The organism is Paracoccus luteus (assembly GCF_004522155.1).
In the GTDB taxonomy this organism is placed as follows: domain Bacteria; phylum Pseudomonadota; class Alphaproteobacteria; order Rhodobacterales; family Rhodobacteraceae; genus Paracoccus; species Paracoccus luteus.
Window position 1 is genome coordinate 146,141 of sequence record NZ_SDEA01000005.1, and the last position, 21,005, is coordinate 167,145.

The window sequence follows — 21,005 nt, forward strand, 5'->3', positions numbered from 1 at the left end:
CTATATCCGTTGCGACAAACGCAAGGAGGCGCGCATGACCGATCTTTCCCCCTCGGACGCGGCCAAGGACGCGGCGGCGCGGGCGGCCGTCGCGCTGGTGCGGGACGGGATGCGCGTGGGCCTGGGAACCGGGTCCACCGCCGTCTTCATGGTGCATCGGCTGGCGGAACGGGTGCGCGCCGAAGGGCTGCGCCTGCGGCTGGCCGCGACCAGCCGCGCGACCTGCGACCTGGCCCGGCAGCTTGGCCTGACGATCGAAGACCTGGACGACATCGGCTGGCTGGACCTGACCATCGACGGCGCGGACGAGATCGACCCCGACCTGAACCTGATCAAGGGCGGCGGCGGGGCGCATCTGCGCGAAAAGATCACGGCGGCCGCGTCCGACCGGATGGTGGTCATCGCCGACCCCGGCAAGGTGGTCGAGACGCTGGGCGCGTTCCACCTGCCGGTCGAGGTGATCCCCTTTGGCTGGCAGACCACGCGGGCGCATGTCCAGCGCCTGCTGGAATCGCTGGACCTGACCCAGCGTCCGATGCTGACCCGCCAGCGCGACGGCCGCGATTTCGTCACCGACGAGGGCAACATGATCCTGGACCTTTCGCTTGAGGCGATCCCCGACTGCCGGGCCTTGTCCAACGGGCTGAGCGCGATCCCCGGCGTCGTGGAACACGGGCTGTTTCTGGGCATGTGCGACCTTGCGCTGATCGGCAGCCCGGACGGCGGCGTGATCGAACTGGCCCGGCCCGAGGTGGTGGAATGAGCTTTGATTTCGATCTGTTCGTGATCGGCGGCGGCTCGGGCGGGGTGCGCGCGGCGCGCATCGCCGCCAGCCAGCACGGCGCCCGCGTGGCGCTGGCCGAGGAAAGCCGCATGGGCGGCACCTGCGTCATCCGCGGCTGCGTGCCGAAAAAGCTGATGATCTTCGCCAGCGGCGCGCCCGCGGCGGCCGAGGAGGCCCGCGGCTATGGCTGGTCGGCGGACGCGGGGCGGTTCGACTGGCCCGCCTTCCGCGGCAAGCTGCACGCGGAACTGTCGCGGCTGGAAGGGATCTACGAGGGCGGGCTGGTCGCGGCGGGGGTCACGGTCCACCACGCCCGCGCCCGCGTCGTCGATGCCCACACGGTCGAGCTGGCCGACGGACGGCGGTTCAGCGCCGCCCATATCCTGATCGCCGTCGGCGGCCGGCCGGTGCGCCCGGACATTCCGGGGGCGGAACTGGGGCTGATCTCGGACGACCTCTTCGACCTGGACCGGCTGCCGCGCCGGGTTCTGGTCGTTGGCGGCGGCTTCATCGCCTGCGAATACGCGACGATCCTGAACGGCCTCGGCTGCGCCGTGACGCTGGTCCATCGCGGCGACAAGGCGTTGCGCGGCTTTGACGACGAGCTGCGCGGCCTTGTCACCCGCCAGCTTGCGGGGATCGGGGTCACGCTGCAGCTGGACGACAGCCCCACCGCGCTTTCCCGCAACGGCGAGGGCGTGCGCGTCAGCTTCAAGGCGGGGCCGGATGCGGACTTTGACGCGGTGATGTTCGCGACCGGGCGGGCGCCGTTCACCGCCGGGCTGGGGCTTGAGGAAACCGGCGTGCGGCTTGGCCCCAAGGGCCAGATCCTTGTCGACCAGTGGTCGCAGACGGCCGTGCCCTCGATCTTTGCGGTGGGCGACGTGACCGACCGCGTCAACCTGACCCCCGTCGCCATCCGCGAGGGGCACGCCTTCGCCGACACGGTGTTCGGCGCGCAGCCGCGCTGCGTCGATCACGCGCTGATCGCCAGCGCCGTCTATACCCGCCCGCACGAGCTGGCGACCATCGGCCTGACCGAGGAGGAGGCGGGCGCAAAGGGCCCGATCGAGGTCTATGCCGCCAGTTTCCGCCCGATGCGCTCGCTGTTCGCCGGGTCCGAGATCCGGGCGCTGATGAAGCTGGTGGTCTGCGAGACGACGCGCCGGGTGCTGGGCTGCCACATCTTTGCCCCCGAGGCGGGCGAGATGATCCAGCTGGCCGCCGTCGCCATCGGGATGAAGGCCACGAAAGAGGATTTCGACGCCGCCGTGGCCGTCCACCCGACGCTGGCCGAGGAGCTGGTCACGATGCGCATGCCCGTCCGGCGCGCCGGTCCCCAGCCGGCACCCGCGCCGCGCGCCGCGCAGCCCGCCGAGGCGTGACCCCCGCGGCCTGATCGCCGCTCACGGTCGCGTCGCTGGTATCCGCGGCGCGCGGGGACACAAAGGGTTGACTTCACGCATGTTCGCCCCAGTTAGGGGTCAGGTTTGACGAAAGGTGAATTCATGGCAAATCAGGGCCCGTGGGGCGGGGGCACCGGCGGCGGCGGCGGCGACGACGAGCGGCCCAAGGCGCCACCCGCGCGCCCGCCGGAACAGGGCCGCGGCCCGCAGCGCCCGTGGGGCGTGCCCGGCGGCTCTGACGACCGGCCGCCCCCGAACGGCCGGCGCCGCCCCGACCAGGTTCCCGAGATCGAGGATCTGATGCGCAAGGGCCAGGAACGGCTGCGCGTCCTGATGGGCGGCAAGACCGGCGGCCCGCGCGGCCCCGGCGCGCCGCGGCCCGGCCTGCCCCGCGCCAGCCGCGGCACCTGGGGCATCTTTGCCCTGGGCGCGGTGGCGGTCTGGGTCTTCACCAGCTTCTACACCGTGGACACCGGCGAAAAGTCGGTCGAACTGCTGTTCGGCCAGCCCTATGCGGTGCGCGACGAGGGTCTGAACTTTGCCCCCTGGCCCTTTGTCACCCGCCAGATCATCGGCGTGACCGAGGAAAAGTCGATCGACATCGGCACCGGGCGCGACGCGCTGGACAGCGGGCTGATGCTGACCCGCGACCAGAACATCGTGGACATGCAGTATCAGGTCGTCTGGAACGTCTCGAACCCGGAACAGTATCTGTTCAACCTGGCCGACCCCGAGGGCACGATCCGCGCCGTCGCCGAAAGCGCGATGCGCGACATCGTGGCCCGGTCGGAACTGGCCCCGATCCTGAACCGCGACCGCGGCGTCATCGCCAACGACCTGGAAATCGCGATCCAGGCCACGCTGGACAGCTATAGCGCCGGCATCAACGTCGTGCGCGTCAACCTTGGCCGCGCCGACCCCCCGCAAGAGGTCATCGACGCCTTCCGCGAGGTGCAGGCCGCCCAGCAGGAACGCGACCGGCTTGAGAAAGAGGCCGACGCCTATGCCAACCGCGTGCTGGCCAACGCCCGCGGCGAGGCGGCAGCCCTGGTCGAGCAGTCCGAGGCATATCGCGCGCAGGCGGTCAACGCCGCCGAGGGCGAAGCCGCGCGGTTCATCTCGGTCTATGACGAATACATCAAGGCGCCCGACGTGACCCGCCGCCGGATGTATCTGGAAACGATGGAAAAAGTGCTGGGCGACGTGAACAAGGTGCTGATCGACGGCGGCGCGTCCGGTTCGGGCGTCGTGCCCTATCTGCCGCTTGACCAGCTGCGCCCGCAGCCCGTGCAGCCGGCCGCCCAGCCCTCGGCCGCCGCTCGCGGCGTTGCCCCCGAAACCACCGTCACGCAGGGGAGCAACTGATGCGCCGCGCGATTTCCTTCTTTGCGCTGCCGCTGGTGATCGTGCTGGCGGTGGCTGTCATGGCCTCGGTCTATATCGTCGATGTCCGCGAAAAGGCGCTGGTGCTGCGCTTTGGCGAGGTCGTGGCGGTGCGCGAGGAACCCGGCCTCGGCCTCAAGCTGCCGGTCGTGGATCAGGTCGTGAAATACGACGCCCGCATCCTCGGCCTGACGACCGAGCCGATGGAGGTCACGCCGCTGGACGACCGCCGGCTTGTGGTCGATGCCTTCCTGCGCTGGCAGATCACCGACGTGGTGCGGTTCCGTCGCGCCGTGGGCGATGGCGGCATCGCATTCGCCGAAAGCCGGCTGTCGGGGATCATGACCAACGCGATCCGCGGCGTGCTGGGTTCGGTCCCCTCGACGACGGTCCTGTCGGATGACCGGACCTCGCTGATGAACCAGATCCGCGACACCGCCCGGCGCGACGCCGAGAACCTTGGCGTGCAGGTCATCGACGTGCGGCTGACGCGCACCGACCTGCCCGAGCAGAACCTGACCGCGACCTATGCGCGGATGCGGGCCGAACGCGAACGCGAAGCCGCCGACGAGATCGCGCGCGGCGGCGAGGCCGCGCAGCGGGTCCGCGCCACCGCCGACCGGACCGTGGTCGAGCTGACCTCGGACGCGCGGCGCAAGGCCGAGGTGGTGCGCGGCGAGGCTGACGCCCGGCGCAACGCCATCTATGCCGACGCCTTCGGCCGCGACCCCGAGTTCTTTGCCTTCACCCGTTCGATGACCGCCTATGAACGCGCGCTGCGCGGGTCCAACAGCTCGATGGTGATGGCGCCGGACGGCGAGTTCTTCAGCTATCTGGGCGGAGAGACGGGCGGCGGCACCGGTCCCGGTGGCGTGCCGATCACGCCGCCCGCGGCTGGCACGGACGGCGCCGCGGCGGATGGCGCCGATGCGGGGGAAACCGCGGCGCCTGCGGAGCCGGACGCGACGGCCGCGCCTGCGGTGCCGGACGCGACGGCCGCGCCGGACGGGGCCGCCGAAACGGACGGCGCTGCGGCGGATGCCGGCACGTCGGCCTTGCCCGCCGACACGGCGGCGGCGGTCGCCCCCGATGCGCCCGTCGCGACGGCCGGGTCCCCGGCAGCGCCCGCTCCGGCGACGACGCCCGCGCCCGAACCCGCCGCGACCGCCGGCAACTGAGCCTGTCACGACATCGGCAAGGGGGCGCGGGCGACCGCGCCCTTTTGCGTTGGGCCGGGCGCATGCGCCCCCGCTCACGCCGCCTCACCCGCAAGTCACGATGAGTTCACGCGCGGCGGGCGTGGCACTCTTGCAACTGGTTCCCATATGTCGTGCGTTGGTTTTCGCAAACGGCCGCACGGCGGCCTGCAGATTCTGGAGATTTTCCCGCATGATCCCCGCCCCTTATCGCCGTCGCCTGGGCCTGTCCGCCTCGGCGCTTGCCCTTGTCATGACGCTGTCGCCCGTCCAGGCGCAGCAGGCCGCGCCCCAGCCGGTTCCCCCGGCGGCGCCCGCCCAGATCACCCCGCTGCAGGCCGCGCCCTCGGACGCGCCGCAGACCACCACCGATCCCGACGCCGTGGCTGGCAAGGTGCCGGAGGCCGCGAACGCGAACACGCCGCTGACCGCGCCCGCGCCGCAGGTGATGCCCGACAGCTTCGCGGGCATCGTGGAACGGGTTAGCCCGGCGGTCGTCAACATCACCACGACCGCGGTCGTGTCGCGCCCCACGACTCGCGGCCCGATGTTCCCCGAAGGCAGCCCGTTTTCCGACCTGTTCCGCGACTTCGGCATGCCCGGCATGCCCGACCAGGGCCAGCCCTTCGGTGACCAGGGGCCGATGTCGCGGGAACGGTCGAACGCGCTGGGATCGGGGTTCGTCGTGTCGGCCGAAGGGTTGATCGTCACCAACAACCACGTCATCGACGGCGCGGACGAGATCGAGGTCGAGTTCCAGTCGGGCGCGCGCCTGCCCGCCAAGGTGATCGGCACCGACGCCACCACCGACGTCGCCGTGCTGAAGGTCGAGGCGGACAACCCGCTGCCCTTCGTCACCTTCGGCGACAGCGACCAGGCCCGCGTGGGCGACTGGGTGCTGGCGCTGGGGAACCCGCTGGGGCAGGGGTTTTCCGCCTCGTCCGGGATCATCTCGGCCAAGGCGCGGGCGCTGACCGGCACCTATGACGATTTCATCCAGACCGACGCGGCGATCAACCGGGGCAACTCGGGCGGGCCGCTGTTCAACCTGGCCGGAGAGGTGATCGGCGTGAACACCGCGATCCTGTCGCCCAACGGCGGGTCGATCGGCATCGGGTTCTCGATGGCGTCGAACGTCGTCAGCAAGGTCGTCGAGCAGCTGAACGAGTTCGGCGAGACGCGCCGCGGCTGGCTGGGCGTCAAGATCCAGGACGTGACCGACGACATCGCCGATTCGCTGGGCCTGGAAACCCGGGCGGGCGCGCTGGTGACGGATGTGCCCGCGGGCCCGGCGGCCGACGCGGGCGTGCGCGCGGGCGACGTCATCACGCAGTTCGCCGGCGGCGAGGTCGCGGACACCCGCGACCTGGTGCGCCGCGTGGCCGATGCGCCGGTCGGGCAGGCGGTGGACGTGGTGGTGATGCGCGAGGGCAAGCCCGTCACGCTGCAGATCACGCTGGGCCGGCGCGAACTGGCCGAGGCCGAGGCCGACGGGTCCGCCCCCCAGGGCGCCGAGGGCGCGCCCCGCGCCAGCGAGACGCTGGGCCTGACGCTGGCCCCGATGACGCCGGAACTCGCGTCGCGGCTGGACCTGCCGCAGAACGCGACCGGGCTGGTCGTGCAGGACGTCGATCCCGAAGGCCCGGCCGCGGGCAAGGGCCTGTCGGCCGGCGACGTCATCGTCGAGGCGGGCCAGCAGCCCGTCGCCACGCTGTCCGACCTCGAGGCGCGGGTGGCCGAGGCCAAGGAGGCCGGGCGCAAGTCGGTCCTGCTGCTGGTCCGGCGCGAGGGCGAGCCGCGGTTCCTGGCGCTGTCGGTCGAATGATCGGCGCTGCGGCGTGACACGGCGACGGCGATCCGCAGGGGTCGCCGTTTCCATTTGACGCGAAGGGGCGAGCCGCGGTCCCTGCACTGTCGGTCGAATGATCGGCACTGCCGCTTGATGTGGCGGCGGCGATCCGCAGGGGTCGCTGTTCTCATTCGGGCCGCGGTCCGGTCGCGGGACAAGGAAACGGGCGGCGGCCACATGACCGCCGCCCGCCTGGCTGCCGCGTGGGGCGGCCTTACTGGGCGGACACCGCCGCCTTGAGCGCGTCGAACCCGGCCGTGAACCCTTTCAGCGACAGGTTCAGCTTGACGGTGTTCTCGGCGGCCTCGCCCCCATAGGGCAGCAGCGATACGGTGGCGGCGTTGCCGCCTTTCAGCGCGCCCAGCTCGGCCTCGGTCATGCCGACACGGGCGATGCAGCCGATCGGCGCGCACACCAGGAACGGATAGGCGCTGTTCTTGCCGGCGTCGATCTGGAACCCAAGGCCGGTCGTCAGGTCGGTTTCCAGCGGCGCCACGAAGTTCACCACCGCGGCGGCCCGGCCGGTGAACGGGATGACCGACACCTCGGCCACGGCGGCGCCTTCGCCGTCCCGCATCAGCTGGTAAAGCTCGCACGGATCCTTGTTGTCGGGCGTCTTGAGGCAGCGCAGCTGCCAGTCGCCATGCGTGGTCTTGTTGTAATAGGCGCCGACCTGCGGTTCGCCGGACGCCGCGGCAGCGTCAGGGGAACCGGCAGGGGCCGCACCGGCGGGGGCAGGGGTCTGGCCGGTCGGGACCGGCACGGCGGCGGTGGACGGCGCGGCAGGCTCGGCCGTGGGGGCGGTCGGTGCGGGCGCGGCCGCTGCGGCGGTGGGTTCAGCCGCAGCCGGCGCGGCGTCGGGCGCGGCGTCCGGCGCGGCCGGGGTGGCCGCGTCCGCCGCGGGGGGGGCGGCGGCAGGCGCTGCGGCGGGGGGCACCGTTTCCGGGGCGGTCTGGGCCAAAGCGGCCAGCGGCGCGATGGCGATCATCGCCGCCAGCAGCGCGGCAGAAGGGGTGCGAGCCATATGTTCATCCTTTTGGCGATACGCGTCCGCGCGGTGCTAGCACGCGCCTTGCGGCTTGTCAGGGCCAGTCCCCCGCCGCCGCGCCGGGGGGCGCGTAACAGTCGCGTGCGTCGGCGAGGTTCGGCCGCCAGCCTGCCGCCCGGAAAGGAAAAAGGGGCGCGGCAGATGCCGACACCCCTTCCCGTTCTCTCTTCCCTGCCGGACTGGCCGGTCATCATTGCACGCAGATTATCCATCCGCTCGCAACGCGTCAATCATGCCGGCCATCGCTTGCCGCAGGGTAAACATGACCGCGACAAGCGCCCGGCGACAAGGCTGGAACGCCGCCCTCAACCGGGTATTCTTCGCCGGCGCGATGGGCCAGCCCATGCGCCTGATCTTTGCAGTCCCGCCGAACGAGGATGCCCGTGACCGATCCCGCCCCGCCCGTTTCCCCCGCCGCGTCGCACGCCGGTCCCCAGCCGACCGCCACCGCCCCCCGCCCGGTGGTGGACCTTGGCGGGGGCCGCGTCCTTGTCGGCGGCGGCGGGCCGGATCATGCAGAGCCGCAGGAACTGCTGCTGAAATACGCCAACCGCCACGGGCTGATCGCGGGGGCGACGGGGACTGGCAAGACCGTGACCCTGCAGACCCTGGCCGAGGCGCTGTCGCTGGCAGGCGTGCCGGTGGTGCTGGCCGACGTCAAGGGCGACCTTGCCGGCATGGCGCAGCCGGGCGGGGCCGATCCCCGGCTGGCCGCGGCCTTTGCCGCTCGCGCCGCGCAGATCGGGGTCGCGCTGGACCATCAGGGCTTTCCCGTCACCTTCTGGGACGTGTTCGGCGACAGGGGCCACCCGGTCCGCACCACCCCGGCCGAGATGGGGCCGCTGCTGCTGTCGCGGCTGATGGACCTGACGCCCGCACAGGAAGGCGTGATGAACATCGTGTTCCGCATCGCGGACGAACAGGCGCTGCCGATCCTCGACCTCAAGGATCTGCGGTCGATGCTGATCTGGGTGGGCGAGAACGCGAAAGACCTCAGCCTGCGCTTTGGCAATGTCCCGACCGCGTCGGTGGGGGCGATCCAGCGCGCGCTGCTGGTGCTGGAAAACCAGGGGGCGGACCGGCTGTTCGGGGAACCCGCGCTGGAACTGGCCGACATGATGCGGCTGGACGCGTCGGGCAAGGGCGTCGTGAACATCCTGGCCGCCGACCGGCTGATGCAGTCGCCGCGGCTGTATGCGACCCTGCTGCTGTGGCTGCTGTCGGAACTGTTCGAGCAGCTGCCCGAGGTGGGCGACCCCGACAAGCCGCGGCTCGCGTTCTTTTTCGACGAGGCGCATCTGCTGTTCGACGACGCCCCCGACGCGCTGATCGACAAGGTCGAACAGGTGGCGCGCCTGATCCGGTCCAAGGGCGTCAGCCTGTGGTTCGTCACCCAGAACCCCGCCGACGTGCCCGAATCGGTGCTGGGGCAGCTGGGCAACCGCATCCAGCATGCGCTGCGGGCGTTTACGCCGCGCGACACGCGGGCGCTGAAGACGGCGGCGGAAAACTATCGGGCGAACCCGGCGTTCGACACCGTCGAGGCTATCCGGCAGGTCGGCACCGGCGAGGCGGTGACATCGCTGTTGGACGCGAAGGGCGCGCCCGGCATGGCGCAGCGCACGCTGATTCGCCCGCCGCTGTCGCAACTGGGTCCGATCCCCGACGAGGTCCGGGCAGGGATCATCCGGCTGTCGCCGCTGGCGCTGAAATACACCCGGCCCATCGACCGCGATTCGGCGCACGAGGCGCTGGCCCGCCGCACCGCGCAGGCCGCCGACGAAGCAGCGGACAAGGCGGACGCCGATCTGTTCGAGATGCCGGGCCAGTCGGTCCGGCGCGGCCGCCGCCATGATCCCGGCATCCAGATCCGGCCCGACCAGCCGGTCCGGCGCGGCGATTCCATCGCCACGGCCTTTGGCAAAAGCATGGCGCGCTCGATCGGGACGCGGGCGGGCAGCGCCATCGTGCGCGGGGTGCTGGGGTCGCTGTTCCGGGGGCGCTAGGGCGCCGCGACGATCAGGCGCCGCCCACCACCCGCAGCCGCGGGCCTGCGGCGACGGCCGCCAGTTCGGCAAGCAGGGCGATCAGCACCAGCACATGGCGGTGCATGTCATAGTCGGCCGCGCCTTCCAGCCGGGCGCAGTTCAGCCGGTCCTCCTCGGCGCGCAGCCAGGGCAGGGCGGCGCCGGGGCGGGGCGCGACCTCGGCCCGCATCAGCCGGCGCAGCGCCGGGTCGCGCCGCCAGCCGGGCTGCCCGGCGCGGGCCGCCGCCAGCAGCACGCCCGGCCGGCGCAGCGGCGCGTCGATCCGCTGGGCCGGGAAGGCGATCACCCGGCCGGACGGCGGCACGCCCACATGACGGCTGTCGGCAAGGTCGAAGGGGGACAGGTGAGACATCGCAGGCTCCGCGTTCGGGTTGGCCCCGGCACTCTGCTCGCCTTATGCGTGTGTTGCGCCACAGACCCGGGCAGCGTTCGCGACGACAAGGGTTCTTTAGGAATTGTTAGGATTTATTCACCGATGTGAAAATACGACCTGCCTTGCACGGTGGGTCTCCACCAAGCCCAAGGCCGCGACGGGCGGCCCCAGGATCACGAGGACACATCGGACATGACGATACTGACGGGTGATTTCTCTGACGCCGCAGCCATCGTGCCGGCCGGCGGCGGGCAGCACCCTATCCCCGGCGCCGCAGGCATCCTGCAGGAGCTGGTCGAACTGAAAACCGCGCCCCAGGGCGTGCTGGGCGGCGGGATCCAGCCGTGCCCCGCCCCGGCGGCCGCGCCGCTGCCCGCGGCGGGCCTGCCCGACGACGCGCGGCTGTATCTGCGCCACGTCGAGGGCGGCGAGACGATCCGGGCGCTGGCGCGCGAGACGGGGTGCCACGCCTCGACCATCCTGCGCCGCATCCGCCGGTTCGAGGCGCGCCGCGACGATCCGCTGGTGGACCGTGCCGTCGACCGGGCCGGTCGGGCCGATGGCGCGCCGTCGGCGATCAGCCTGCACGACCAGGACCAGCTGCGCCGCATCCTGCGGCGGCTGGCCGAACCCGGCGCCGTGCTGGCGGTGGCCGTCGGCATGGACAAGGCCATCGTCACCCGGTCCGACATCCGCACCGCCGTGCTGGACCGCCGCCTGGCGGAACTGATCGCGCTGCGCGGGTGGGTGGCGCTGGTGGGGCAGGGGCGCATCACCCGCCATGCCATCACGCCGGCAGGGCGCGCGGCGCTGAAGGGGATGGTCGCGGGCCGCGCCTTCTTTGTGCCGCAGGCCGCCGATTTCATGGACGCCCGCCCGGTGGACGGCCTGCATGCCCCTGCCGGCCCCGGCATGGCCGAGGCGGCGGCCCCATTCGCGCCCGCGCCCGACATCGGCCCGGCCGAGGCGCAGCGCCACCGCATCCTTGGGGACCGGGTGCTGGACGACCCCGAGGGCGGCGGGCCGCGGCGGATGCGCGTCAACATCGCCGAAAGCCCGCTGCAGGTGCTGGGACGGCGGCGCGACGCGAACGGCCAGCCGTTCCTGGATGCGGGACAGGTCGGGGCGGGCGAACGCCTGCGCGAGGATTTCGAGCTGGCGCAGATGGGCGCGCGGGTGGCGCAGAACTGGGACCGGTTCATGACCGCAGGGATCGACGTCAGCCGCCACGACGCCGGCGGCGGCGGGTCCGAGGGCGCGCGCCGCCGTGTCGCCGCGGCGCTGCGCGAACTGGGACCGGGGATGGGCGACCTGGTCCTGCGGGTCTGCTGTTTTCTCGAAGGGATCGAGCTGACCGAACGCCGCCTGGGCTGGTCGGCGCGGTCGGGCAAGGTCGTGCTGCGGCTGGCGCTGATGCGGCTGGAACGCCATTATGGCGAAACCTATGGTTCGGGCCGTCCGCTGATCGGCTGATTGCGGTTCCGCACAGGCGCGCGCGGGCAAGACGCGCGCCTGTGCGCCGCCATCACTCCCCGCGCCTGCCGCCGTTGATCAATCGGCCGAAAGCCATTACCTGTGGGCAAATCGCGTCCGAGGAGATCATGGCCGACACGCCCCCGATCCTGCGTCACCCCGAAAAGGCCCACCGCCCGGACCAGAGCCAGCCGAAGAAACCGGCGTGGATCCGCGTCAAGGCGCCCGTCAGCCAGGGCTACAAGGACACGCGCGACATCCTGCGCGACAACAAGCTGTCCACCGTCTGCGAAGAGGCCGGCTGCCCCAACGTCGGCGAATGCTGGAGCCAGGGTCACGCCACCATGATGATCATGGGCGAGATCTGCACCCGCGGCTGTTCCTTCTGCAACGTCATCACCGGCAAGCCCAAGGCGCTGGACGTGTTCGAGCCGGGGCGCGTGGCCCATGCCGTGGCGAAGCTGGGGCTGAAGCACGTGGTCATCACCAGCGTCGACCGCGACGATCTGGACGACGGCGGGGCCGAGCATTTTGCCCAGACCATCCGCGCCATCCGCCACCGCAGCCCCGACAGCACCATCGAGGTGCTGACCCCCGATTTCCTCAAGACCGCGCCCGGCGCGCTGGAAACCGTGGTCGAGGCCCGGCCCGACGTGTTCAACCACAACCTTGAAACCGTGCCCGGCCTCTATCCGACCGTCCGCCCCGGCGCGCGCTATTTCCACAGCCTGCGGCTGCTGCAGCGTGTCAAGGAACTGGACCCCGCGATGTTCACCAAGTCCGGCATCATGGTCGGGCTGGGAGAGGATCGGCAGGGCGTCATGCAGGTCATGGACGACATGCGCGCCGCCGACATCGACTTCATCACCATCGGGCAGTACCTGCAACCGACGCCGAAGCACCACCGCGTCGATCGCTTCGTCCCGCCCGAGGAGTTCGCGGGCTATGAAAAGGCGGCCTTTGGCAAGGGCTTCCTGATGGTGTCGGCGACGCCGCTGACGCGCTCGTCCTATCACGCCGGCGAGGATTTCGCCGCCCTGCGCGCGGCGCGGCTGCAAAGGCTGGCGCTGGTCTGACCGCTTGCGCGGCCCGCCCGGCCGCGCTATCGCTGCACCGCGCCCGCAAGGGGCCCGAGTGGCGGAATGGTAGACGCAGCGGATTCAAAATCCGCCATCCGCAAGGATATGTCGGTTCGAGTCCGACCTCGGGTACCAGCGCCCACGTGGCCCCCCGCCGGTTCTTCCTTGTCGAAATATCCCGGGGGAGTCCCGCAGGGACGGGGGCAGCGCCCCCTTGCTACTCCGCCGCTTGCGCCATCGGGTTGTTGGGGTGCTGCGTCCAGTCGCGGAATCCGCCCGCAACGCGTCCGGTGCGGGGATCGACCTCGCCGGGCGCCAGTTCGCGCATGGTGATGCAATTCTCGACCGGGCAGACGTCCACGCACAGGTTGCAGGCGACGCATTCCTCCTCTTTCACGCGGAAGATGCGGCCGGGTTCCATTGCGACGGCCTGGTGGCTGGTATCCTCGCACGCGGCATAGCAGCGGCCGCAGTGGATGCAGAGATCCTGGTCGATCACCGCCTTGGTCATATAGTCGAGGTTCAGATACTGCCAGTCGGTGACGTTCGGGACCGCGCGCCCGACCAGGTCAGACAGCGCCATGTCGCGCGCCTCCAGATAGTCGCGCAGGCCCGAGATCATCTCCTGCACGACCTTGAACCCATAGGTCATCGCCGCCGTGCAGACCTGGACGTTGCCGGCCCCCAAGGCCATGAACTCGGCCGCGTCGCGCCACGTCGTCACGCCGCCGATGCCGCTGATCGGCATGCCGCGGGTGGCCGCGCTGCGGGCGATCTCGGCCACCATGTTCAGCGCGATGGGCTTGACCGCCGGGCCGCAATAGCCGCCATGCGTTCCCTTGCCGTCGATGGTGGGCTCGGGCGCGAACAGGTCAAGATCGACCGAGGTGATGCTGTTCACCGTGTTGATCAGGCTGACCGCGTCCGCGCCGCCGCGCCGGGCGGCCTCGGCCGGTTTGCGGATGTCGGTGACGTTCGGGGTCAGCTTGACGATGCAGGGCATGCGCGAGTGCTGCTTGACCCAGCGCGTCACCATCTCGATGTATTCGGGCACCTGTCCCACGGCGGACCCCATGCCGCGCTCGGCCATGCCGTGCGGGCAGCCGAAGTTCAGCTCGACCCCGTCGGCGCCGGTGTCCTCGATCCGGCCCAGGATGGATTTCCACGACTCCTCGTCACAGGGCACCATCAGGCTGATGACCAGCGCGCGGTCGGGATAGTCGCGCTTGACCGACTTGATCTCGTCCAGGTTCACCTGCAACGGGCGGTCGGTGATCAGCTCGATGTTGTTGATCCCCAGCACGCGCCGGTCGGCGCCGTGGATCACGCCGTATCGGGGGCCGTTGACGTTGACGACGGGCGGGCCGTCCAGCCCCAGCGTCTTCCAGACGACGCCGCCCCAGCCGGCCTGAAAGGCGCGGCGGACGTTGTATTCCTTGTCGGTCGGCGGGGCCGAGGCCAGCCAGAACGGGTTCGGCGACCGGATCCCGATAAAGTTCGAGGCGAGCGAGGTCATGGGCGTTCCTCCGGGTTACAGGCGTTGTCGTGGCAACGGCGTGTCGGCATGGGCGCGGATCAGGTCGCAGCGTTCGCGGAACACCGCGTGGCGGGTCAGCTGGGGCGCCGAACGGATACCGATCAGCAGCGAGGATCTGTCGTCAGCCCGCATGCAGGAACCCGTGAATATCCTCGGCCGCGTCGCGCCCTTGGGCCACGGCGGTGACGGTCAGGTCGTCGCCGCCCGCCGCGCAGTCGCCGCCGGCCCAGACGCCGGGGACCGACGTGCGCCCCGGCCCGGTCACGGCGATCTTGCCGCCCGCCACCGCGACGGCGTCGGGCACCCCCGCCAGCCGCTGGCCGATGGCGGTCAGCACCATGTCGGCCGGGACGCTGATGCGCTCGGCGGTGTTCAGCAGCGTGCCGTCGGGCAGGTCGGCGGTATAGCCCAGCACGACCGCCCCGTTTTCGACCGCCACGGGGGCCGCGTTGGTCATCAGCCGCACGCCGGCGGTGACCGCATGGTCCTGTTCGTGGACCGACGCGCCCATCCGGTCCTGTCCGCGGCGATAGGCGATGGTGACATTCTGCGCGCCCAGCAGGCGGGCCTGCACCGCGGCGTCCACCGCGGTCATGCCGCCGCCGATCACCACCACGTCGCGGCCCACCGGCAGGGTGGACAGATCGTCCGACTGGCGCAGTTCCGCGATGAAATCCACGGCGTCGCGCCGGGCCGGTGCGTCGATCTCCGGCGCGTCGATCCCCAGCGCGTTCACGCCCGCCAGCCCCATGCCCAGGAACACCGCGTCGTATTCGGCGCGCAAGCCGTCCAGCGTCACCTGCTCGCCCAAGCGGTGGCTCTGCCGCAGCTCGATCCCGCCGATGCCCAGCAGCCAGTCCACCTCGGCCGCGGCAAAGCCGTCCACCGCCTTATAGCTGGCGATGCCGTATTCGTTCAGCCCGCCCGGCTTGGGCCGCGCGTCGAACACGACGACATCGTGGCCCTTGGCGGCCAGCCGGTGCGCGCAGGACAGCCCCGCCGGCCCCGCGCCCACGACGGCCACGCGCTTGCCGGTGGGGGCGCCGCGGCGGAAAGGGTGGACGCCCGACAGCACGACGCCATCGGTCGCGTAACGCTGCAGCGCGCCGATCTCGACCGGGCGGCCCTCGGCCTCCATGCGGACGCAGGCGCCCTCGCACAGGTTCTCGGTCGGGCAGACGCGACCGCACATGCCGCCAAAGATGTTGGCGTGCAGGATCGTCATCGCCGCCGCGTCGGGCGTGCCGGTCGCGATCTGGCGGATGAACAGCGGGATGTCGATGGCGGTGGGGCAGGCGGTGATGCAGGGCGCGTCGTGGCAGAAATAACAGCGGTCGGCGGCGACGCGCGCCTCATGCTCATCCAGCGGGGGGGCCACGTCGCGAAAGTTCGCGGCATAGGCATCGGGCGTCAGACGCCCCGGCACCACGCCGGGCGTCATGGGTGTCGTGGTCACGGCGGACCTCCCTGAAAGCTGGCCGATTGCTGGCTCTTGCGATCACGCTGGCACAGGTCGTTTTTTTTATCAAACGGTAAAAGATGGGTCCGTGCCGGGCAGCGTCAGGGCGGCGTCCAGCCCGCCCGAGGGCGCGCGCCCCAGCGCCAGCCGACCCCCGTGCAGCGCGGCAAGGTCGGCCACGATGGACAGGCCCAGACCCGCTCCGGGCGGGCCGCGCTCGTCCAGCCGGACGCCCCGCGACAGGGCGCGGGCGTGGTCGTCGTCGGCCATGCCGGGGCCGTCGTCGGCGATGGACAGGCGCAGCGGATCGCCCGCGACGACCCTCACGTCGATCCGGCGGCGGGCATGTTTCACGGCGTTTTCCAGCAGGTTGCCGACCATCTCCTCCAGATCCTGACGCTCGCCTGCAAAGCGGGCGCCGGCCGGGCAGGTGACGGTGACGGACAGGTTCCGGTCGGCTGCGGGGCGGCGCAGGACCAGCAGGATGTCGTCGATCACCGGCGCGACGGCGGTGGCGTGGCCCAGCAGGCGGGGGCTGCCCGCGCTGCGGGCGCGGCGCAGGTGCCAGCCGATCTGGCGGTCCATCCGCGCGATCAGCGGCTGGCCGGGATGGTCCGGGGGCAGGGCGTTCGCCAGCGCGGCCATGGGCGTTTTCAGCGAATGGGCGAGGTTGCCCAGATGCTCGCGCGCGCGGCCGACGACGCTGCGGTTCTGGTCCAGCAGCGCGTTCAGTTCCGCCGCGATGGGGCGCAGTTCGGCGACGCGGGGCAGGGGCAGCGATTCGGCCCCGCCCGCGCGGATGCGCCGGATGCCCGCGCCCATCGCGTCCAGCGCGCGCAGGCCCGCCGCCACCTGCGCGACGGACGCCAGCGCCAGCCCCGCCCCCAGCGCGGCCAGCGACAGCGCCAGCGGCCGGCGGACCTGCGCCAAGGCCGCGTCGATCTCGGACTGGGGCGCGGTCACAGTGACCGCCAGCGGCTCGTCGATGCCGGGCAGGGTGAACGGGCGGCGCAGCACGCGAAGCGCCTCGCCATCCGGTCCGGTGCCCCTGCCGCCGGTCAGCGCGGCGTCGGGGGCGGGCAGGGGCGTGGTCGCCAGCCGCAGGTCCAGCAGCGAGGGCGAGCGCGCCAGCACGCCGCCGCCGCCGTCCAGCTGCCAGAACCAGTCCGACAGCGGCAGGTGAAAGCGTGGATCGGCGGGCGGGGCGGGCACCCCGACCGCACCCGAGGCATCCGGCGTCGCCGACGCGATCACCGTGTCGGCCGTCACCGACAGGTCGGCATCGAAGCGGTCGGTGACAAAGCGTTCCAGCAGCCCGCCGATGACGACCCACGCCGCCAGCAGCGCCAGCGTCAGCCAGATGGCCGCCAGCCCCAGCAGGCGGGCGCGGATCGAATCGCCCGCGATCCTCAACGCCCGCTCCGCAGGACATAGCCTTCGCCGCGGCGCGTCTCGATCATAGCGCCGCCGATCTTGCGGCGCAGGCGGCCGATCACGACCTCGATCGACTTGAAGTCGCGGTCGCTGCCCGCGTCATAGAGATGCTCGGACAGTTCCGTGCGGCTGACCACGCGGTCGGGATGGTGCATCAGATAGCCGAGGATGCGGGTCTCGAACGCGGTCAGCCTTTGCGCGACGCCGTCGCGGGTGATGACGCCAAGCTGCGTGTCATAGGCCAGCGGACCGGCGGTCAGCACCGCGCGGGCGTGGCCTGCGGCGCGGCGCACCAGCGTCTGGGCGCGCAGCACCACCTCGTCCAGCCGGAAGGGCTTGACGGCATAGTCGTCGGCCCCGGCGCGGAATCCCGCGACCTTGTCGGTCCAGTCGCCGCGCGCGGTCAGGATCAGCACCGGCATCGTGATGCCCTGCGCGCGCCAGCGGGTCAGCACCTCGATCCCCGGCAGGCCCGGCAAGCCCAGGTCCAGGACCGCCACGTCATAGGGTTCGGTCGCGCCCAGGAACTCGCCCCGGTCGCCGGTGGCCGCGATGTCGGGGACAAAGCCCCCCACGCTCATCGCGTCGGCAAGCTGGGTGGCAAGGGTGGGGTCATCCTCGACGATGAGGCAGCGCATTCAGTCGTCCTTTCCGCGCCGGCGGGCGGCCGCAAGGTCGTTTCCGCGCGCCGAAAGCAGCCGCCCCTGGCGCGCGTCAAGGCGGATTTCCACCACGTCGCGGTGCTTGCTGAGCAGCCTTGCGGCATAGACCAGCTGGACCCCGCGCGCGGCCTCGGGCGGCGAGGGCGAGACCAGCGCCAGCCCGATCAGCCGCCCGTCGAACCGGCGGTTGATTTCCCGCACGGCCTGATGGGCGGGCAGGACGGCGAACATGGGCTGACCCAGCGTATCCGCCAGTTCGGGGTCCAGGATGGCGTCGGGCAGCGGCATGGCCGCGTGGTGCGGGGGCGGCGGGCGGTGATCGCGGCGGTCATCGCGGCGGTCCAGCATCAGCCACCCGGCCAGCGCGGCCAGCAGCACGATGGGGGCAAGGATCAGGACCGGGCGGCGGGGCATGGCCCGCACTAGACCACGAATGCCAAACGAACACCAAACGGGCTGTTGGCCGTCTGTTGGTGCTTGTCCCGCTAAAGGTTGATTCGATCCGGGGGACGGACCCCCGGCACGATATGACGGAAAGGACTGATCATGCTTCGCATGCTTCGCACTTCGGCAGCCACGCTGGTGGCGGCGTCCCTGCTGGCCGCGCCGCTGGCCGCGCAGACCGCCCCCCCGGCCCAAGCCCCCGCCCCGGCGGCCCCCGCCGCGCCGGTGATCGCGGCACCCGCAGCGCCCGCCACTGCGCAGGCACCGGCGGCCGCGTTGCCGCAGGCGCTGGCCGATCTGGGCATCACCGACGCGACCGTGACCGCGGGCAAGCGCGGCGGACAGCGCGTCCGCGGCACCCTGCCGGGTGGCGCGGCGTTCCAGGGGGTGCTGGACGACAAGGGCGCGCTGCGGATGCTGCGCGCGACCGGGGACGGCGCGGCGCTGCCCGCCGACGTCATCGCCCGGCTGGTGCCGCAGCCCGTCCGTGACGCGGCCGTCTTTGCCGAGATCGCGCAGGTCGCCGGTGTCGCGCAGGGCGGGCAGGGCGTGATGATCTTTGGCAGCGACAGCGCCGGTCAGCCGGTGCGGGCCGCGTTCACGCCCGACGGCACGCTGCAGAAATTCGGGCGCGGCGACGACGGCCGCGGGCCGGGCGGCCGTGGCGACAACGACGACGACGACGACGACGACCGCGGCAAGGACCGCGGCAAGCACGAGGGCAAGCACGGGCATGACGACGACCGCCGGGGCGACGACCGCCGGGGCGAGGGGCCGCGCGGGGAACGCGCGCCGGGCGGCGGCATGGGCCAGCCCCCGGCAGCGCTGACCGACGACGCTGTCCGCTCGGCGCTGGCCGACGCCGGCTATACCCAGCCCGGCGCCATCGCCAAGGACGGTCCGCGCACCACCATCGAGGCGCTGAACCCCGAAGGCGAGGCGGTGACGGTCACGCTGAACCCGCGTGGCATCATTGTCCGCGAACAGGCCCGCTGAAGCACCGAACCCAAAGGCCGCGGCACCCCGCCGCGGCCTTTCCGTGGCCCTATACCTCGCGCGCCCTGTCTCGCCGCGCCCTCCGCCCGGTGCGGGCGGTCAGGTCGGCAGCCAGCGCCGCAAGCGATTGGGCCTGCGGCGGGAACATCCGCCCGGTCAGCTCGCGCAGGCCCGGCCAGCCGCAGGATCAAGCATCGGCGTCACGATGACAGCCGCCACCCCGTCTGCACGACAGCGTGCTGGCGCGGCAATCGGCCGTCCAGCCGAACAGCGCGCCATGCGCCGGATCGGCGGCGCACGGGGTCAGCCCCGGCCGCGCAGCAGGGGCGCGATATGCGCCAGATCATAGCCCGCGCCCGCGGCGGTGGCGAGGATCGTCTCGGCCGGCTGGCGGCCGGCCTGGGTCAGAGCCCACAGCGTCGCGCAGCGTGTGCCCGACCGGCAATAGGCGATCACCGGGCCGCGCGCGTCCCCGACCGCCGCGTCGAAGCCCTGGATCAGATCGGGCGAGATGCCGGCGGGCTGGAACGGCAGATAGTGGAAGGTCAGGCCCGACGCCGCCGCCGCCTCGGCCATCCGGGCGCTGGCCAGGTCGGGGCCGATTTCGGCATCGGGGCGGTTGTCGATCAGGACGCGGAACCCCGCCTGCGCCAGCGCGGCCACGTCCGCGACCTCGATCTGGGGCGACACGGCAAGGTCGGGGGTCAGTTGGCGCAGGTCCATCGCAGGCTCCGGGACAGGGGTCGGGTCGGCCTTGTCGTGGGGCCGGGGCAGGGGGCGCGTCAACCCCCGCCGCGCCTAAAGCCTGTTCAGCGGCACCTTGAGAAACCGTGTGCCGTCCTCCTCGGGCTCGGGCAGCTGGCCCGCGCGCATGTTGACCTGCAGCGACGGGATGATCAGCCGCGGCGTCGCCAGCGTCGCGTCGCGGCGTTCCCGCATCGCCACGAACTCATCGGCCGAACGGTTGCCGCCGATGTGGATGTTGCCCTGTTTCTGCGCGCCGACGGTGGTTTCCCACTGAAAGGCGCTGCGCCCCTCGGGCAGATAGTCGTGGCCGACGAAGATCCGCGTCTCATCGGGCAGTGCAAGGATGGTCTGGATCGACCGGAACAGCACCGCAGCCGACCCGCCCGGGAAATCGCACCGCGCCGTACCATAATCGGGCATGAACAGCGTATCGCCGACAAACGCGGCATCGCCGATGACATAGGTCAGGCAGGCGGGGGTATGGCCGGGCGTGTGCAGCACGCGGCCGGTCAGCCCGCCGATGGAAAAGCTGTCGCCATCCGAGAACAGCCGGTCGAACTGGCTGCCGTCACGGCGAAACGCGGTCCCTTCGTTGAAGACCTTGCCGAAGGTGTCCTGCACCACGGTGATGCCGTCGCCGATCCCGATCCTGCCGCCCAGCTGCTGCTGCAGCCAGGGCGCGGCGGACAAATGGTCGGCGTGGACGTGGGTTTCCAGCACCCATTCCACCGTCAGCCCCTTGTCGCGGACAAAATCGGCCACCGCCTGCGCGCTGCGCGTGTCGGTCCGGCCCGAGCCATAGTCGAAATCCAGCACCGAATCGATGATCGCCGCGCGGTCCGACGCGGGATCCCTGACGACATAGGTCAGGGTGTTCGTCGCCTCGTCGAAGAAGGCGAAGACATCGGGGCGGTTGGCGGGATTGTCGCGCGCCTGCGCCGGATCGCCGACGGCGGGCGAGGGATGGGCGGCAGCGATGTCCCCTTGGTCTTCGGCCATGCGTCGTCGTCCTTTTGGCGGCTTGCCCGCCGACCATAACACGGCAGCAATCACATTGCAATATGTGAATGTTTGCAGCGGAACCGCA

General features: G+C 71.6%; 19 protein-coding genes and 1 tRNA gene. 10 read left to right on the plus strand and 10 right to left on the minus strand.

What is annotated here, in order from left to right:
- The first annotated feature begins 34 nt into the window (after nucleotides 1-34).
- The 5 genes from rpiA (at nucleotide 35) to EPA64_RS08920 (ending at nucleotide 6,594) form a co-directional block, all read left to right on the plus strand.
- Nucleotides 35-763, plus strand: a complete 729-nt coding sequence (gene rpiA, locus EPA64_RS08900; protein WP_134725898.1) for a ribose-5-phosphate isomerase RpiA — start codon at nucleotides 35-37, stop codon at nucleotides 761-763.
- Nucleotides 760-2,169, plus strand: coding sequence for a glutathione-disulfide reductase (gorA, locus tag EPA64_RS08905; RefSeq protein ID WP_134725899.1), 1,410 nt, complete (start codon nucleotides 760-762; stop codon nucleotides 2,167-2,169). The genes rpiA and gorA overlap by 4 nt, the downstream gene beginning before the upstream one ends.
- Before the next feature lie 123 nt (nucleotides 2,170-2,292).
- Nucleotides 2,293-3,555, plus strand: coding sequence for an FtsH protease activity modulator HflK (gene hflK, locus EPA64_RS08910; RefSeq protein ID WP_134725900.1), 1,263 nt, complete (start codon nucleotides 2,293-2,295; stop codon nucleotides 3,553-3,555).
- Nucleotides 3,555-4,751 (plus strand): protease modulator HflC, encoded by a 1,197-nt coding sequence (hflC, locus tag EPA64_RS08915; RefSeq protein ID WP_134725901.1) that lies wholly within the window; start codon nucleotides 3,555-3,557, stop codon nucleotides 4,749-4,751. The genes hflK and hflC overlap by 1 nt, the downstream gene beginning before the upstream one ends.
- Before the next feature lie 466 nt (nucleotides 4,752-5,217).
- Nucleotides 5,218-6,594 (plus strand): DegQ family serine endoprotease, encoded by a 1,377-nt coding sequence (locus tag EPA64_RS08920; protein WP_246026691.1) that lies wholly within the window; start codon nucleotides 5,218-5,220, stop codon nucleotides 6,592-6,594.
- Between the two features lie 238 nt (nucleotides 6,595-6,832).
- On the opposite strand, the gene EPA64_RS08925 is transcribed toward EPA64_RS08920, so the two are convergent.
- Nucleotides 6,833-7,642, minus strand: a complete 810-nt coding sequence (locus tag EPA64_RS08925) for an invasion associated locus B family protein (RefSeq protein WP_246026684.1) — start codon at nucleotides 7,640-7,642, stop codon at nucleotides 6,833-6,835.
- Between the two features lie 485 nt (nucleotides 7,643-8,127).
- Here EPA64_RS08925 and EPA64_RS08930 point away from each other — a divergent pair, with 485 nt between their 5' ends.
- On the plus strand, nucleotides 8,128-9,672 hold the full coding sequence (locus EPA64_RS08930) for a helicase HerA-like domain-containing protein (RefSeq protein WP_246026692.1): 1,545 nt from the start codon (nucleotides 8,128-8,130) through the stop codon (nucleotides 9,670-9,672).
- A gap of 13 nt (nucleotides 9,673-9,685) precedes the next feature.
- Here the strand turns inward: EPA64_RS08930 and EPA64_RS08935 are convergent, their stop codons facing one another.
- Nucleotides 9,686-10,066: a DUF6477 family protein gene (locus EPA64_RS08935; RefSeq protein ID WP_220443730.1), complete on the minus strand. Its 381-nt coding sequence runs from the start codon at nucleotides 10,064-10,066 to the stop codon at nucleotides 9,686-9,688.
- A gap of 213 nt (nucleotides 10,067-10,279) precedes the next feature.
- Here EPA64_RS08935 and EPA64_RS08940 point away from each other — a divergent pair, with 213 nt between their 5' ends.
- From EPA64_RS08940 to EPA64_RS08950, 3 genes are all read left to right on the plus strand, one after another.
- The gene (locus EPA64_RS08940) at nucleotides 10,280-11,560 is read left to right on the plus strand and encodes a DUF6456 domain-containing protein (protein WP_134725904.1); all 1,281 of its coding nucleotides are present in this window, start codon (nucleotides 10,280-10,282) and stop codon (nucleotides 11,558-11,560) included.
- A 128-nt stretch (nucleotides 11,561-11,688) separates the two neighbouring features.
- Entirely contained in the window at nucleotides 11,689-12,636 is a 948-nt protein-coding gene (lipA, locus tag EPA64_RS08945) for a lipoyl synthase (RefSeq protein ID WP_134725905.1), read from the plus strand.
- Nucleotides 12,637-12,688: 52 nt separating this feature from the next.
- A tRNA-Leu gene (locus EPA64_RS08950) sits at nucleotides 12,689-12,774 on the plus strand.
- 82 nt (nucleotides 12,775-12,856) lie between these two features.
- Here the strand turns inward: EPA64_RS08950 and preA are convergent.
- From preA to EPA64_RS08975, 6 genes are all read right to left on the minus strand, one after another.
- On the minus strand, nucleotides 12,857-14,155 hold the full coding sequence (preA, locus tag EPA64_RS08955) for an NAD-dependent dihydropyrimidine dehydrogenase subunit PreA (protein ID WP_134725906.1): 1,299 nt from the start codon (nucleotides 14,153-14,155) through the stop codon (nucleotides 12,857-12,859).
- Nucleotides 14,156-14,170: 15 nt separating this feature from the next.
- A complete protein-coding gene (locus EPA64_RS16290; protein WP_167626635.1) occupies nucleotides 14,171-14,308 on the minus strand; it encodes a hypothetical protein in 138 nt (45 codons plus the stop codon).
- Complete coding sequence (locus tag EPA64_RS08960; protein ID WP_134725970.1) at nucleotides 14,298-15,617, minus strand: NAD(P)-dependent oxidoreductase; 1,320 nt, start codon at nucleotides 15,615-15,617, stop codon at nucleotides 14,298-14,300. The genes EPA64_RS16290 and EPA64_RS08960 overlap by 11 nt, the downstream gene beginning before the upstream one ends.
- 84 nt (nucleotides 15,618-15,701) lie before the next feature.
- Nucleotides 15,702-17,048, minus strand: a complete 1,347-nt coding sequence (locus EPA64_RS08965) for a sensor histidine kinase (RefSeq protein ID WP_134725907.1) — start codon at nucleotides 17,046-17,048, stop codon at nucleotides 15,702-15,704.
- The gene (locus tag EPA64_RS08970) at nucleotides 17,045-17,707 is read right to left on the minus strand and encodes a response regulator transcription factor (RefSeq protein WP_134725908.1); all 663 of its coding nucleotides are present in this window, start codon (nucleotides 17,705-17,707) and stop codon (nucleotides 17,045-17,047) included. Before EPA64_RS08970 ends, EPA64_RS08965 begins: the two co-directional genes overlap by 4 nt.
- On the minus strand, nucleotides 17,708-18,145 hold the full coding sequence (locus EPA64_RS08975) for a PepSY domain-containing protein (RefSeq protein ID WP_134725909.1): 438 nt from the start codon (nucleotides 18,143-18,145) through the stop codon (nucleotides 17,708-17,710).
- 132 nt (nucleotides 18,146-18,277) lie between these two features.
- On the opposite strand from EPA64_RS08975, the gene EPA64_RS08980 reads away from it, so the two are divergent.
- Nucleotides 18,278-19,171, plus strand: a complete 894-nt coding sequence (locus EPA64_RS08980) for a hypothetical protein (RefSeq protein WP_134725910.1) — start codon at nucleotides 18,278-18,280, stop codon at nucleotides 19,169-19,171.
- A gap of 303 nt (nucleotides 19,172-19,474) precedes the next feature.
- On the opposite strand, the gene EPA64_RS08985 is transcribed toward EPA64_RS08980, so the two are convergent.
- Both EPA64_RS08985 and EPA64_RS08990 read right to left on the minus strand, forming a co-directional pair.
- Nucleotides 19,475-19,894 carry a TIGR01244 family sulfur transferase gene (locus EPA64_RS08985; RefSeq protein ID WP_134725911.1) on the minus strand — a complete coding sequence of 140 codons (420 nt, stop codon included), beginning with the start codon at nucleotides 19,892-19,894 and terminating at the stop codon, nucleotides 19,475-19,477.
- Between the two features lie 75 nt (nucleotides 19,895-19,969).
- Nucleotides 19,970-20,917: an MBL fold metallo-hydrolase gene (locus EPA64_RS08990; RefSeq protein ID WP_134725912.1), complete on the minus strand. Its 948-nt coding sequence runs from the start codon at nucleotides 20,915-20,917 to the stop codon at nucleotides 19,970-19,972.
- Between the last annotated feature and the right edge of the window lie 88 nt (nucleotides 20,918-21,005).

Coding starts and splice junctions, on each gene's coding strand:
- EPA64_RS08960 (WP_134725970.1), bottom strand. CDS start 15,617: ATGACGCCCGGCGTGGTGCCGGGGCGTCTGACGCCCGATGCCTATGCC.
- EPA64_RS08940 (WP_134725904.1), top strand. CDS start 10,280: ATGACGATACTGACGGGTGATTTCTCTGACGCCGCAGCCATCGTGCCG.
- EPA64_RS08990 (WP_134725912.1), bottom strand. CDS start 20,917: ATGGCCGAAGACCAAGGGGACATCGCTGCCGCCCATCCCTCGCCCGCC.
- rpiA (WP_134725898.1), top strand. CDS start 35: ATGACCGATCTTTCCCCCTCGGACGCGGCCAAGGACGCGGCGGCGCGG.
- EPA64_RS08980 (WP_134725910.1), top strand. CDS start 18,278: ATGCTTCGCATGCTTCGCACTTCGGCAGCCACGCTGGTGGCGGCGTCC.
- EPA64_RS08925 (WP_246026684.1), bottom strand. CDS start 7,642: ATGGCTCGCACCCCTTCTGCCGCGCTGCTGGCGGCGATGATCGCCATC.
- gorA (WP_134725899.1), top strand. CDS start 760: ATGAGCTTTGATTTCGATCTGTTCGTGATCGGCGGCGGCTCGGGCGGG.
- EPA64_RS08935 (WP_220443730.1), bottom strand. CDS start 10,066: ATGTCTCACCTGTCCCCCTTCGACCTTGCCGACAGCCGTCATGTGGGC.
- hflC (WP_134725901.1), top strand. CDS start 3,555: ATGCGCCGCGCGATTTCCTTCTTTGCGCTGCCGCTGGTGATCGTGCTG.
- EPA64_RS08975 (WP_134725909.1), bottom strand. CDS start 18,145: ATGCCCCGCCGCCCGGTCCTGATCCTTGCCCCCATCGTGCTGCTGGCC.
- hflK (WP_134725900.1), top strand. CDS start 2,293: ATGGCAAATCAGGGCCCGTGGGGCGGGGGCACCGGCGGCGGCGGCGGC.
- EPA64_RS08985 (WP_134725911.1), bottom strand. CDS start 19,894: ATGGACCTGCGCCAACTGACCCCCGACCTTGCCGTGTCGCCCCAGATC.
- EPA64_RS08920 (WP_246026691.1), top strand. CDS start 5,218: ATGCCCGACAGCTTCGCGGGCATCGTGGAACGGGTTAGCCCGGCGGTC.
- preA (WP_134725906.1), bottom strand. CDS start 14,155: ATGACCTCGCTCGCCTCGAACTTTATCGGGATCCGGTCGCCGAACCCG.
- lipA (WP_134725905.1), top strand. CDS start 11,689: ATGGCCGACACGCCCCCGATCCTGCGTCACCCCGAAAAGGCCCACCGC.
- EPA64_RS16290 (WP_167626635.1), bottom strand. CDS start 14,308: ATGCGGGCTGACGACAGATCCTCGCTGCTGATCGGTATCCGTTCGGCG.
- EPA64_RS08970 (WP_134725908.1), bottom strand. CDS start 17,707: ATGCGCTGCCTCATCGTCGAGGATGACCCCACCCTTGCCACCCAGCTT.